This is a genomic window from Marinobacter sp. DSM 26671, assembly GCF_900112835.1.
GTDB lineage: Bacteria > Pseudomonadota > Gammaproteobacteria > Pseudomonadales > Oleiphilaceae > Marinobacter > Marinobacter flavimaris.
Map to the genome: position 1 here is coordinate 122,981 of NZ_FONF01000005.1, position 13,778 is coordinate 136,758.

Sequence of the window (13,778 nt, forward strand, 5' to 3'; positions counted from 1 at the left end):
TTTGGTGATTTTGTAGTCGACACAGGGAATATGTGCCTTGCCTTCAAAGCGGTTCTTCAAACGATTGGGAATACGACCACTGGCGGCAAGGTTGCTCGCCTACGTATTGCTGTTCAGCCTTTTTCTGTCTCTGGTGGCAACGGGCGTTCAGCTGATCGGAGAATTCGAGCGGCGCAAGAACGATCTGCTGAATGACCAGACACGGGCCGCGGAGTTGGTTTCCGGAAGCATGAGCAACAACATCTGGCTGATGAATTTCAGCGAGGTGGCCAACAGCCTGGATGATATGAAAGCAGTGCCCGCTGTCCAGTACGGGCGGGTGGTGACCAGCACCGGCGAAACCTTCAGCACCGGTACTTACCCTGAGGGCCGGGTCATATCGCAAACCTTTCCACTGGTTTTCGACCGCTCCAACAACCGCAGTCCTGAAAACGTTGGCACGCTCACCGTTACCTCCTCCATAGATCAGATCTACAAAGACCTGCGTAACCGTGCGCTCCTGAACCTTTTGTTTCAATCCATTGTTGTCATGCTGGGCACCCTGGGCTTGCTGGTGATCGTTCGTTTAACGCTGTCCCGACATCTGGAATCCATGGCCGATTACGCCGCGCGGCTGAATCTCGACGCGCTGGTAGACCCTCTGAAGCTCAAGCGCAAACCCCGAAAAACGCCAGATGAACTCTCGGAGCTGGAGCAGGCTCTGAACAAGATGCGCCTGCAGATCCTTGAGGACACCCGCTCCCTGCGCCAGACCACGATCCAGTCCCAGGGTGAACGGGACGAGGCGGTTCGGGCCAACCACGCCAAGAACCAGTTCCTCGCGAATGTCAGCCACGAACTGCGCATTCCGCTGCAATCGGTACTGGGCTACGCGAACCTTCTTACTGATACGCCGCTGGATCAGGAGCAGCGGGAATACGTGCTGACACTGTTGAGCGCCTCGGAAAGCCTCTCGGCCATCATCAACGACCTGCTGGATATTTCCAGCATGGAAGCGGGCAAACTGGTACTTGAAGACATCCCTTTCGATCTTCGGGAAACCCTCAATGATCTGGTACACATGCTTGGCTCTCGCGCCCGGGAGAAAGGCCTCGCACTGGAACTTCGGATCGACGAAAACCTGCCCTGGGCCCTGAAAGGCGACCCGGTTCGCATTCGCCAGATATTGTTGAACCTTACGTCCAACGCCATCAAGTTTACCGATTCCGGCCATGTGCTGATCAGTATCGAGATGTTGGGCCGTCGGGATGACAAGGCTCGCCTTCGCATTGCGGTGGAAGACACCGGCGTGGGTATCAACCCGGAAGATGTTCCCCTGGTTTACGAGCCCTACGTGCAGCTTGGCCAACAGTTCCAGCGTCAACTGCCCGGTGCCGGCCTTGGCCTCACCATCTGCCGCCAACTGGTGGGCCTGATGGACGGGGCCATGGATCTTGAAAGCCGACCCGGTGAAGGCTCGACCTTCTGGATGGAACTGACTCTGCCCGTGGCCCCGGAGAACGCGGCCCGGGTTCGGCCGGATACCCGGATGGTGAAGAACCGCCGGATTCTGGTAGTGGATTCCTATGAGCTATCCCGCAAGATCACTCTCGAAATGCTGTCCCGGCACGAAGTGCACATCGAAGCGGTGAAATCCGCCGGCGAGGCGCTGACGTCCCTGCGAACGGCGTTCGATGGCCACCAGCCGTTCGACGCGATCATTCTGGATGGCTTTGTGCCGGATATGGACAGCGACCTGCTGTGCCGGCAGATCCGTAGCAACCCGCTCTGGTCAGATATGCGCCTGCTGATCCTGTCGTCCAACCCGCAACGGGGCGACGCCGAACATTTCCGCCAGGCGGGCGCCGATGCTTTCCTGAGCAAATCTCTGCGAGAGTCTTGCCTGACGCCAATCCTCAACCAGTTGTTTGCCGATGCAGCCAAAGAAGAACGGCGCTTCCTGACCCGATTCTCGCTGCAAGCCACCACCGATACCGCCCGGCGCCGGGAGCTTCCCTGCGGCCGAATGAAGGTGTTGCTGGTGGAGGACAACCCTGTGAACCGCACCCTGACCCGTCGACTGCTGGAGAAACTCGGTTGCGACGTGATGACCGCCAACGATGGCGAGGCCGCGGCCAGCCTCTGGCAGTGGCACCCGTTCGATCTGGTGTTCATGGATTGTGTGATGCCCCGTGTGGATGGCTTTGAAGCCACCCGACGCCTGCGGGAATGGGAGAAAACCCACAACCGCGTGCGCATCCCGGTGGTCGCGCTGACCGCCAGTGCCATGGAAGAAGACGAGGAACGCTGCCGCCGATGCGGTATGGATTCGTTTGTTGCCAAGCCTGTCAATATTGAAATGCTGCGGGCAGTACTGGAACAATATTGTCAGGCGTCTGCTGCCTCCTGAGACCGGCTTACCGAACTACAGGCACAGACATTCAGACACGTTTCCGATACCCGAAGGCAACCATGAACGTTGAATGCCCAACCTGTAAAAAGTCCGTGGAATGGACCGAGACCAATCCCTGGCGCCCTTTCTGCTCCGAGCGTTGCAAACTGATCGATCTGGGAGCCTGGGCCAACGAGGAATACCGGGTACCCGCAGAGAACGCATCACCGGAGGATCTGGACCAGGGCGGCGAGACCACCCGGCACTGACCTGCGAAAAATGAAAGTTAACGGGGACTTACCGGCATTTAAGTTGAGTGGCCCGGAACACCCCGTTAACATACCGGCAATTCTGCTAAAAACGTAACGAAGGTGCACATATATGAAAGCGTCCCGGATTTCCCTGATGATTCTCTCACTGGCTGCCGCGCCTGCCTTTGCAGGGGATGTCGACCTCAGCCTCACCAACGATTCGGTGAAGGGCCAGGTAAATTTCTTCGGCACCAACAACGACCTCCAGCTTGGCACCGGTTACACCTACCGCGAAGGTGGCCGCGATATTTTCAACGTTGATTTCCATGCCCAGGGCCGCACGGCAATCGGCAACCTGCCCACCACAGCCGGCATCGGCATGAGGGGTATCTATTGGGATCAAAGCCGCGCCGATGGCGGTGCTGTCGGTCTTGGCGGTTTTGCGACCGTCAATATCCCGGATGTCCCTGGCCTGTCGTTCACCGGTGGCCTGCACTACGCCCCCAGCATTCTCTCGTTTGGCGATTCCGATGATATGACCAGCCTTGAGCTGCGTGGTAGCTATCGGGTTATCCGCAACGCCGAGATTTTCGCCGGCTATCGCTATCTGAACACCGATATCGAGAACTCCTCACGAGACGTCAATCTCGATGAAGGCGTTATGGCGGGCATGAAGATTTTCTTCTGATTCCTGCCTTTTCTGAAACGGGCCCGGTGGGGCCCGTTTCGTGTTCCCTCCATAACCCTTTCGTGCTTTTCCTCACGCTTTCCCGAGAATCCGACTGTTAGACTGTTTGCCTGTATTTTCTGCACGGATAGCCAGGCATGCGTTTCACACTCGGTTTATTGCTCTCCTCAACTCTGTTGCTCACCGCCGGATGCGGAAGTGGCGAAGACGCCATTGAGGGCGCGGCCAGCCAGCCCAACGACTTCGCTGGAAACAAGAATCCGGTCGATGACTTCAGCTCCGGTAGCACCGGCGATTCCAACAACGCCGGTGGCCTTGCCAGCAATGAAGTACGGGTGACCATGGAAGTACCGGGTGGTGTCACCAGCGAGGGCGAGCCTACCCGCCGCAACCTGAGAATCGTACAGCCGGACAGGGTGAGTGTTTACTACACCAACCAGGCCTTGCAGAACCTGGGCGAGCCTCCCATTTCCAGCCGCACCGACAGCGAAGGTTTCACCATTATCGAGTTCACAGAAGGCCTGCCCCTTGGACCAGATGTGATTATCGATGCCAGTTATGGCAACACCCGGATGCGAGCCCTGGCGGCCGATGCAGACCGGGATGTGAAGGTGAATCCTTTTTCCGAATATCTGGTGCGTAACACGCTCAACAGCTATACGGCCGGTGAGTTCCAGACCATTATGGATTGCGTTGCCGATGAGGGTGGCGAGCTGTGCCTGAACAAGTATGTCTGGTCTACCCTGGCCGATCAGGTGCACGACTTTGAAATTGAGATTCCATCCAATGTTGGCCTCGGCGGTGCCCTGGATATTCTCGAAGATCGAGGAGACTTTGCCCGTTATGTGAGCGCAATGGCCGACTACGCCGTGCTCGATGAGACGTCCTCGGGAAAGATCAGCGCCAGTTCCGCAGACTACAATTCAGTATTCCTGGGTATCGAGCTGGGGCAGACCTTTCTCGAGTCTACCCTGAGCGGGTCCGGACAATGGGGTGTTCGAACGGCCCAGGAAGAGGTGCTGACCGATGATAATGGCACCGGCTATGTCTATCCGGCTCTCACCCTGACCAGCTTTGATGCCTTCAACATCCGAGTGACCTCTCTGGCCAACGATATCCCATACGATCGCGAGGCTCTGATTCACCAGGCGGGAAACGACTTCTTCGTGCGGGGCTCTGAATACTGGGAACGGAACACTCACTCTTCATCCCCCGGAGCAGCCACGCTGTTGGAAGACACTCGCCTGCTGGCAGGCCGGGCCCTGTATCAGAGCATTACCGGCCGGGGCAGCTCGAAAATTATTGGCTGGACTCGCAATCCCTACTATCTGGACGCCTTCACAAGCGCGCCTGAGGATGAAACCACTGGGCCCGACCGGGTGATCAGCGGCTATTTCAGCGCTGGCAAAGCGATCGAGCTGGAAGCAGACGGCGACCAGTTGCGACGGCTGGGTACTCTGGAGGATCAGTATCTGTCAGTTCTTGAGGTCAACCTCCTCAGGAAGGAGGGATTCGACGCCGACAGTCTGAATGGCCGCGACTACAACATGCTGTATCTTGGAACCCGATTCAGCGACGAGACAACGCCTCTCACCATCGAAACAGGCGTTGGCCAATGGCAGATTTCTGGCGGCACAGTGAACCAATCCCAGAGCTTTACGTCATTACAACGAGACAGTTCAGGCACTGTCTCGACGGACTCCACCGGTACCCGAACAGAATCCTGGACCCTGAGCAACCGAACCTCGCGGCTCAGCAACGGGGATGTGGATATCGGACGACTGAACCTTGACATAACCACCGCTTCCGGTGATTTCCAGCAGCCAGATATTGGTGTCGGCGCCAGCACCCCGGATGGCACCCTGATGGCATTCAACCTGGACGATGGTCCCCTGGGCGACGGTATCCTGATTGCCGCGGAACAAACCGCGAACACCGTACCGGCTTCGGGACAGTTCAGGCTTCAGGGCGTGGCCCTGGCCCTGACATCGCAGACAAACCGCCTCCGACATTTTGACAATGCCCTGCTGACCATCGAATCCTCAAGCTCGGCAACACTCTCGCCGATTTCGCTGACCAGCACCCATTCCGTTGATGACGAGACCGTGACAAAACCTGCGCTGGAGAGCCAGGCGGACATCGACCTGGCGCTCAGCCAACTGGGCGAAGGGAGGGTAGAGTTCACCTCAGGCAACCTTGTACTTGAGGGTTTTCACACCGCCAGTCAGGACCAGTTCTATTTGCGTTTCCGAACCACAGGGGGTGGTGAGGAACAGATCGGTTTGCTGGTTGCCACACGACGGCCCTGACGGCAGTGGCATCCGACAAAACCCAACTGGCAAACGCTCTCGTATAACCTGTTATAATCATTGCTATATCGATTGAAACGAGAGGTTTTATGTCTGCGGGTAAACGGGCCGTCATACTGATGCTCCCCCTGATTGCATTTGCGATCGGCGGTGGCTTTTATACGCCACAGGCCAGTATTGACCGGATCAACTCCGATAACACAGGCTCCGAACCCGCACTGTCGTCCCTGCCCCCGCTCCCAAGTTGGGCCAACGACGACTTGCCAGATTTTTCTCAGTATCAGGACACCACGGAGAAGAAGGCCGCGTTCTTCTCGTTTCTCTACCCACGGATTGTTCTGGCCAACTCACGGATTCTGATTGAGCGAGACTACCTGGATAGCCTAGCTGCGAAGGAGACATTGACCAGCAAGGAGTATGATTGGCTGGCCCAACAGTCTGAGCGATTAAGAGTGGATGCCGAGCCCGGCAGCGACGAGCAGTTTGCCCTGCTACGCAAGCGTCTCGATGTGATTCCTCCGTCTCTGATCCTGGCACAGGCCGCCAACGAATCCGCCTGGGGCACCTCCCGGTTTGCCACGAAAGGTAATAACCTTTTTGGCCAGTGGTGCTTTTCGAAAGGCTGCGGACTTGTTCCCCGCGGCCGAGCAGAGGGCGCGAGCCATGAGGTGGCCAAGTTCTCCTCACCCTACCGCTCGGTTCGTGCGTACATACAGAACCTGAATCGCCACCCGACCTATCAGTTGTTGCGAGACGTCCGCCTCGAAGACCGCCGTGATAATGCCCCTCTCTCAGGCCTGGAGCTTGCAGAGGGTCTGCTTGGCTACTCCGAGCGCGGAGAAGAATACATTGAAGAGATCCGGGCAATGATTCACTACAACAACCTGGAGTTTTACGACGACGATTTCCGCAGCGTGGTTAGAAACCTCGAACCCGGCAGCCTCGAACAGCTGGCTTCTACCGAAGCGGAAACCGGTTTGCTACCCCGCCAATCATCACTGAAAACCAACCCGGCTGAAGGTTAGAGACCCTACCCCATGCTCGATTTTCTCCCCGCGCCGCTGAAGGGGACTTTGGCGGCCCTGCTCATCCTGTGTAACACGTTGGTGCTGATTCCGTTTCTCCTCGCAGTCGCCCTGCTTAAACTCGTTCTGCCCATTACCGCCGTACGAAAGGGCTGCACGGTGATCCTCAACACCATCGCGTGGGTCTGGATTGGCTTCAACAATCTGCTGATGGAACTTCTGCACAAGGTCGACTGGGATGTGCGGGGCGTGGAAAATCTCAGCCGGAAGCACTGGTATTTTGTCACCTGCAACCATCAGAGCTGGGCCGACATTCCCGCCATTCAGTACGTACTGAACAGCCGGATTCCCCTGCTGAAGTTCTTCCTGAAGAAACAGCTGATCTGGGTGCCGTTTCTGGGGGTTGCCTGGTGGGCGCTGGATTTTCCGTTCATGCATCGCCACACCAAGGAACAGATTGCCAAACGCCCTGAGCTCAAGGGAAAGGATGTAGCGGCCACCCAGGCTGCCTGCGAGAAGTTTCGCTACACGCCGGTGACGATCTTCAACTTCATGGAAGGCACCCGTTTTACGCCCGAGAAGCATGATCGCCAGAATTCACCCTACAAGCACCTCTTGAAACCGAGAGCAGGCGGAACGGCTTTTGTACTGGACGCGATGGGCGACATGATTCACACCATGCTGGATGTCACGATCGTGTATCCCGAAGGCAGGGCCGGCTTTTGGGATTACCTTTGCGGGCGAATCCGAAGGATTATTATTGACGTTCGGACGCGGGAAATTCCAGGCGAGTTTCTGGGAATGGATTACGAAAACAACCGGGAGACCCGGATTGCGTTCCAGCGCTGGGTGAGCCAGATTTGGGCCGAAAAAGATGCGCGAATCGATGAGCTTAAAGCAGCCCAAGCTCCCGGGCCCGGACAATAGCCTGAGTCCGGGATTTCACTTCCAGCTTGGCATTGATCCGGCGAGCATGGGTTTTCACCGTGTGCAAGGAGATATGCAGCTTGTCAGCAATTTCCTGGTTAGAGAGCCCTTTTGCAATCAGCTCGAGCACGCCCTGCTCCCGCTCACTGATGGGTTCTGCCAGGGTGTCCAGGGTACCAGCGACCTCACGCAGCTCGAACACCTCGCCCAGCGCCTCTTTAAATGCGCTTTCGGGAAGCTGACCAAAGCCCTTCGTCATTAGCTCCTGCAACTCGTTCCTGAGCTCCCGGAAAGGACTGATGAAGTGCTCTGCGGCAGCCTCGCTCACGACGGTAGACAGAATCTTCAGAGCAACCACCGGTCCCTTTTCATCCAGAACAATCACAGCCTCAAGCAAGCGCATGTGGAGCTCCACGCCCCATGGAATGGCTCCCTCATATCTTTCACGGATACCCTGGAGGGTTTCCCGTGCCTTTATCAGATCACCGCGGGCGAGGTCGACCCGAACCTGAAGGCAGTCCAGCAAGCCCGGCATCATGGGGAAAAGCTCCGGTACGGAGCCCGCTTCCCGGTAAGGAGCAAGCTTTCGAACCGCCTGATCGGCACTGTCGATCTGATTCTGCGACAACCAGCAGTTGGCTTTCAGGGCCTCGAGAACGGGTACGAACAGTGATTCGTCGACTTGCCAGGAATGCATGGTACGCTCGGCCCGACCAATCCAGACAAACGCATCCTCTAGGCGACCCTGGGCCCGACACATCAAGACACGGATGGTCATCGCCAGCAGCAATCCAAGATCCCTGGTCTGTTCAGCATGACGCCCACAGGTGACCAACAGGCGATCTGCTTCCGCTTCACGACCCTGATGCCAAAGCACAAGCACAAGATTCAGTTGCAGGCGGGTTTCACCAATCCGGGCGGGACGCGAAAGCTCCTGCATGGCGGTATCGAGACCGGTGCGCAACAATTGCTCTGCATGTTTCAGGGCGCCTTTGCCCAGTTCGATCCGGGCATGGGCATAAACCGCCAGTGCTTCCGAACCGGAATCGCCCGCTTCTCTTGCGAGCCTCGACGCAGCCCGGTTTGCTTCCCGGGCCTCCGGGAATCGACCCGCCGCGCACAATGCACTGGAACGGACCATCTGCGTGACAAGCTGGCCCTGAGTACTGAGTTCCCCTTCAGCCAGGGCCTCATCAGCCATGTCCAAAGCCGGCCCAACACTGCCCTCGCCCCGCAGGATAAACGCTTTCAGGGCACAAATCCGTGCAGCCTGCTCCTGTCGGTCGGCCTCGGCCAGACCATCAATCAGCGCTCGAGCCTGGCGGAACTGGCCGCCAATTGCATGAACCCAGCTGTAGACAATTCTGAGACGCACGCTTCGTTCCAGGAGCTGGGCCGGCAAACTCTTGCGAAGGCGCAGGAGCGATGCGGTATCCTGACCCAACAGCAAAGCCTCTGATCCCTCAGCGGCTATGCGGATGACTTCCTCGGCATCTCCAGACAGTAGCGCGTATTTCAATGCTTCCGGGAACTGGTCGCGCACGCCAAACCATCGGCTCGCCTGCAGCATCCGCTCCGAATAACCGGCCATTACGGGCGACTTCAGCCATTCCTGCAACAACGGGTTTACACGGAACCAGCGACCACGGCCCGGCATCGGCTTCAGGGGCAGCCCCCGCTCGGCAGCCTGAGAGGGAACAAAGCCAGCTTCAGGCAGGAGTCGCTCAAGCGCCAGGAACAGTTCATCGGAGCACAGTTCAAGTTCTGCAATACCCCGCATGGACCGCATCTGCCCCGGGGTCAGATTGCCAAGCACCGACTCCTTCAAAAACCTTTCAACGCTCGGTGTTTCCTGAATGGGTTTGCGCTCGATATTCTGAGCAACCTCCCGACGATACAGCGCCAAGGGCGTCGCCCAGCCCTCGGTCATATAGTAGAGGTTATCGACAGCAACACTGGTGAGCTCGCTCTTCGCCGTGGCGGAACGGAAAAACTCGAAGGTTTCTGAACGGGAAAACTCAAGCGTTTCAGACCCGATGCGGGTGAAACGGTTTTCCAGCTCGAGGCTGTGCGTTTCGAAAGGTAGCGCCTTACGGGAGATAAGAACGATGGACGAACCACTCGGAAATTCCATCACCAGCTGTTGAAGCAGGTCCACTACGGCGGGATTGCTGAGATTTTGGAGGTTGTCGAGCACCAGGACCCGTGGCTGGCCGGAACCCTCTCGCGCCAAAGCGACCTGCATCATCGAAAGGGTATCCGAGAAGGTGGCGCCGCTATGGAGCCCCTGCTCCGGGGTTTCAGGCAGATCCAGGGCAATGGCAAGCAAGGTCAGGAAGCGGGATGGTGCATTATCCTGGGAGTTCAGCGTAATCCAGCGGACTTGATCGGCAGCCATTTGAGCGCTGACGAGGCCGCTGACCACAGCGTGGGATTTGCCGTAACCACAGGGCGCCTCCAGAAAAAGAACACCTCTGGAAGTCAGTGCTTCGGAAATCCTGGTATCAAGCTTTGGCCGAACCATTGAATCGGACGGAACCGGGGGAATATGAACCCGTTGTCTGAGCAGGTCCCTGATTAACTCGCCCCGTTGAAGACCACTGTTCGCTGACTGGAATTCGTCGTTGGCTGCACAGCCATCATTGAATGGTTTCACGCACTGCCCCATTTAGCTCCGGCTCGCACTGCCTTGCACCGCCGGAAAAGTGGATCTTGCACTGACTTTTCAATGGCGACCGACATCGGGTACGCCTTTAGTATGATAAGAAGGTTAAACCAATTGAGGGGTGGGCTGCAAAATTTTGACGTGAAAGGGTTTTCCAGGGTGTAAAAAAAACGGCGGGCCATGAGGCCCGCCGTTTTTTGGTCTTCTTCAGAACCCTTACCGGGTACCGGCGCGGCGCAGTGCGGCCGGCGTGTAATCCCTGGAGCGGCGCTCAACGCCAAACTCATACGGGTTCTCTTCCTCGTTGGTCAGACCAAGCGCGAGGTAGCGGCCAGAGAGCAGGTCGTACAGCGTCTCAATGGCGTACCAGGGCACTTTCTGATCATAGAACTGCATATTGTGGGCTTCTGCAACACGCCAGAGTTCGCCACGGCCGTCGTAGTGATCAATGACAGATGCCTGCCAGGAGTCCTCATCAATGTAGAAGTCACGCTGGGCATAGATGTGGCGGGCCCCTTCTTTCAGGGTTGCGCGAACATGCCATACACGGTGCAGCTCGTAGCGAGTGTAATCCTGATTGATATGACCAGCCTGAATAATCTGGTCATAGCTCAGACTGCGATCGGTCAGCTTGTAGGAGTTGTACGGAATGTACATTTCCTTCTTGCCAACCAGCTCCCAGTTGTAGCGGTCCGGAGCACCGTTGAACATGTCGAAGTTATCCGAAGTACGCATACCGTCAGACGCGGTACCCGGTCCGTCATACGCTACCTGAGGCGCCCGACGAACCCGACGCTGACCGGCGTTGTAAACCCACGCACGGCGAGGCTCGGCAACCTGGTCGATGGTCTCGTGTACCAGCAGTACGTTACCGGCGAGACGTGCCGGAGCGGTAATGGCCTGCTTGAAGTAAAATAGAACGTTCGCATCCTCGTCCGGATTGTAATCCGAGAGGTAGGTACGCCAGGTAAGCTCGTCCTGGAATTTCACAACAGAGAATTCACCACCTTCAGTCGGCGTCACCTGACCAACGGTACGCTGTACAGAACCACCTCTGTAACGGGTAATGTGGTTCCAGATTGCCTCCAGACCATTCTGGGGAATCGGGAACGGGGTGGCAGACTGATAGTTCCCCAGACCGTTACCGTCCTTGATCAGCTCAACCGTGGTCGCGTTTTCAACGGTCTGCTCCATGACCTCTTCAGGATAAGCAGCCGTACGATGGGTTTCATACACCGGCATGAAGTAGTCATCGTAGCGCTCGATCATCGCAACCTGGCCCGGGGACAGATTGTCTTTGTACTGCTCGACGTTACTCTGATCGATGGTGAACTTGGGCTGCTCATCCGCGAACGGATTCACATAGATGCCGTCATTGTTGTAGCCGGGAGGCGGCGTTGTCAGACCACCGGTCCAGGCAGGAATGGCGCCACCGTTACCGGCTTTTTCTGCACCCATCGGTGTCAGCGAGTTACCCAGCTTGGCCGCTTCTTCAGCAGAAACCGCACCCCAGGCCTGGCCGGCAAACATGCTCGCTGCCAGGACGCCTGTGGCCAGTAGTTTCTTGTTAAGTTTCATTTAAATTCCCTCGTTCAACGAATTCTTTCCGGGTTCAGAATGAGTATGAAACGCTAGCACTCACGAAATCACGGTCAGTCAACTCGTTATACGGCTTGCCGCCGAAAAAGTTTGTGTAACCGATGTTGCCGGTAATCTTGTTCTGGTACACCGCCTGCAGAGACAGACCGATGGCCTTGCTGCCTTCGTTAAAAGCACCACCCGGCTGCGGGCCGTAGCCCTCAACATCGTGGCTCCAGGCCAGCTGCGGTGACAGGTTAACACCGGCCACGGCGTCCAGGTAATCCCAAACCAGACGGGTACGGTAACCCCACGAGAAGTCGGTTGTGAAGCCTTCGTTGTTACAGTAGTTGGTGTTGATGTTGGCACCACCGTCGGAACAGATGTCGATTGGGCCGAACGGGAGAGTACCAATACCGAAGGTGCCTGAACGACCGTAACGAGCTTCGTCGTAATCCGGCAGGTCATGCACATAAGTTGCACCGAACTCCGTGATCAAAGACAGCCGACTGGCGCCCATTACCTGATCGAAGAACTTGATCAGCGTAAACTGAGCCTGGGACACATTGAAACGATCGTATCCGGCGACCGGCTTGCCAGCCAGGTTTGCACCCGGATTTTCTGCAAGACGCTGCGCTTCCAGCTTACTAAGTGGGTCACCTGCTGGATCACGCTGCTGCAAGCCACCAAAGATCAATTCAAAAGCGTTCCACTGCAAAGGCACGTTGTCGCGGAAGCTGTATTCAGCGCCCAGCGACCAGCCACCGGGTGTGGTGGTGTTGATGCTGATGCCGTACAGGTTGATGTTCTCCGGGTACTCGATGAAGTAGCTCGGGAAGCTGGAGAACGGCAGGCTCGGATCGTTCTGCTGCGTCGAAGTCGGGCTGGATGGGTTGTTCACCAGACCACTGACGTATGGCAGACGACTGTTGTACTTGATGTAGTAGAAACCCAGCTCTGAGTCATTCAGCTCAGGTACATACCAGCGCACGGCCACACCAAACTGGTCTTTGGAATCCGCTTCCTGGTCTCCAATCCGAGGCGCGATGAAGCCCTGTGCAAAGGCCTGGGAATCCGGTAGCTGGCCAGCGAGAAGTACCGGGCCGCAACCATCAGCTGCGAAATCGTTGGTGGAGAAGAAGGTACCACAGTCGTCCGGACGAACCGGCTCCCAGTCTGCCTGTACGAAGGTCTCAACGGTGACGTTCTCTGTGATACCCGCAGACATGTAGAACATCTCGACCGGGAGAAGCGCGTCTTTCAGTTCAGAGCCCGGCGCCCGGAAGGCGGGAACATCCACCGGGTTGATGACGTTGATGCCGCCCGGGATAAAGGTGCTCTCGCCCCAGCTCACAACCTGCTTGCCGTAGCGAAGGCTGACCGGAACATTACCGAAATACCAGTCAGAGAAAATGTAGGCGTCGAGGATTTCACCACCGGAAGCATTATCTTTCGCGTCTGGATTCAGCTCACGCTGCTGGCCGACAAAATCAACGGCGCGGTTCTCGTCTTTCAACTCGAAGTCATACCAGTAACGCCCACGAAGCAGGCCGCCCACGCGTGTAAGGTAGGGGTTGTCAACGTAGTAGTTCAGGTAAAGTTCACTGTTACCCTTGACGATCTTGGAGTAAGTATCGCCACTCTCGAAGTTGAGGTTGCCGTCGTCATAGTTGTTCGTAGAGGAACCAATATTGGCAAGGGAGGCACCTGGGGCATACTCGGGGCCAAGGTTACCCTGCGCGATCAGACGCTTATCTCTATCCTCGACCCGCCAACCTGCACCCGCAGACAGCGTGGTGTTGAACTGGGCTTCCACATCACCCACATAAAACGAATAGGCGGCTGCGTGACCGGACATCCCGGCTGCAACTGCCACGGCCAGCGGTAATTTGGTCCAACGCTGCCATTGATGTGTTTTTCTTGTCATTGGAAGGCTACTCCATTGTTGTTCTGAGTCGCTGCTC

9 protein-coding genes are annotated in these 13,778 nt (G+C 56.9%); 6 read left to right on the forward strand and 3 right to left on the reverse strand.

Translation table 11 applies throughout. From position 1 onward, the window contains the following. Positions 1–37: 37 nt before the first annotated feature. The 6 genes from BM035_RS07380 (at position 38) to BM035_RS07405 (ending at position 7,571) form a co-directional block, all read left to right on the forward strand. A complete protein-coding gene (locus BM035_RS07380; protein ID WP_092030964.1) occupies positions 38–2,389 on the forward strand; it encodes a response regulator in 2,352 nt (783 codons plus the stop codon). Positions 2,390–2,451: 62 nt separating this feature from the next. Then, positions 2,452–2,640: a DNA gyrase inhibitor YacG gene (yacG, locus tag BM035_RS07385; RefSeq protein ID WP_008170214.1), complete on the forward strand. Its 189-nt coding sequence runs from the start codon at positions 2,452–2,454 to the stop codon at positions 2,638–2,640. Positions 2,641–2,752: 112 nt separating this feature from the next. Beyond that, positions 2,753–3,310 (forward strand): YfaZ family outer membrane protein, encoded by a 558-nt coding sequence (locus tag BM035_RS07390; protein ID WP_092030965.1) that lies wholly within the window; start codon positions 2,753–2,755, stop codon positions 3,308–3,310. 137 nt (positions 3,311–3,447) lie between these two features. After that, entirely contained in the window at positions 3,448–5,619 is a 2,172-nt protein-coding gene (locus tag BM035_RS07395) for a hypothetical protein (RefSeq protein ID WP_092030967.1), read from the forward strand. A gap of 89 nt (positions 5,620–5,708) precedes the next feature. After that, positions 5,709–6,644 carry a glucosaminidase domain-containing protein gene (locus tag BM035_RS07400; protein WP_008170208.1) on the forward strand — a complete coding sequence of 312 codons (936 nt, stop codon included), beginning with the start codon at positions 5,709–5,711 and terminating at the stop codon, positions 6,642–6,644. Between the two features lie 12 nt (positions 6,645–6,656). Further along, positions 6,657–7,571 carry an acyltransferase gene (locus BM035_RS07405; protein ID WP_008170205.1) on the forward strand — a complete coding sequence of 305 codons (915 nt, stop codon included), beginning with the start codon at positions 6,657–6,659 and terminating at the stop codon, positions 7,569–7,571. Here BM035_RS07405 and BM035_RS07410 read toward each other — a convergent pair. From BM035_RS07410 to BM035_RS07420, 3 genes are all read right to left on the reverse strand, one after another. After that, on the reverse strand, positions 7,537–10,239 hold the full coding sequence (locus BM035_RS07410; RefSeq protein ID WP_092030969.1) for a LuxR C-terminal-related transcriptional regulator: 2,703 nt from the start codon (positions 10,237–10,239) through the stop codon (positions 7,537–7,539). The two genes, BM035_RS07405 and BM035_RS07410, sit on opposite strands and share 35 nt — an antisense overlap. A gap of 213 nt (positions 10,240–10,452) precedes the next feature. Then, positions 10,453–11,814, reverse strand: coding sequence for a DUF1329 domain-containing protein (locus tag BM035_RS07415; protein ID WP_092030970.1), 1,362 nt, complete (start codon positions 11,812–11,814; stop codon positions 10,453–10,455). 34 nt (positions 11,815–11,848) lie between these two features. Then, positions 11,849–13,741 carry a DUF1302 domain-containing protein gene (locus tag BM035_RS07420; protein WP_092030972.1) on the reverse strand — a complete coding sequence of 631 codons (1,893 nt, stop codon included), beginning with the start codon at positions 13,739–13,741 and terminating at the stop codon, positions 11,849–11,851. Positions 13,742–13,778: the final 37 nt, after the last annotated feature.

What these genes read in the sequence shown, in the direction of transcription:
- BM035_RS07400 (WP_008170208.1), top strand. Translation starts at nt 5,709, where the DNA reads ATGTCTGCGGGTAAACGGGCCGTCATACTGATGCTCCCCCTGATTGCA.
- BM035_RS07395 (WP_092030967.1), top strand. Translation starts at nt 3,448, where the DNA reads ATGCGTTTCACACTCGGTTTATTGCTCTCCTCAACTCTGTTGCTCACC.
- BM035_RS07420 (WP_092030972.1), bottom strand. Translation starts at nt 13,741, where the DNA reads ATGACAAGAAAAACACATCAATGGCAGCGTTGGACCAAATTACCGCTG.
- BM035_RS07415 (WP_092030970.1), bottom strand. Translation starts at nt 11,814, where the DNA reads ATGAAACTTAACAAGAAACTACTGGCCACAGGCGTCCTGGCAGCGAGC.
- BM035_RS07390 (WP_092030965.1), top strand. Translation starts at nt 2,753, where the DNA reads ATGAAAGCGTCCCGGATTTCCCTGATGATTCTCTCACTGGCTGCCGCG.
- yacG (WP_008170214.1), top strand. Translation starts at nt 2,452, where the DNA reads ATGAACGTTGAATGCCCAACCTGTAAAAAGTCCGTGGAATGGACCGAG.
- BM035_RS07410 (WP_092030969.1), bottom strand. Translation starts at nt 10,239, where the DNA reads ATGGGGCAGTGCGTGAAACCATTCAATGATGGCTGTGCAGCCAACGAC.
- BM035_RS07405 (WP_008170205.1), top strand. Translation starts at nt 6,657, where the DNA reads ATGCTCGATTTTCTCCCCGCGCCGCTGAAGGGGACTTTGGCGGCCCTG.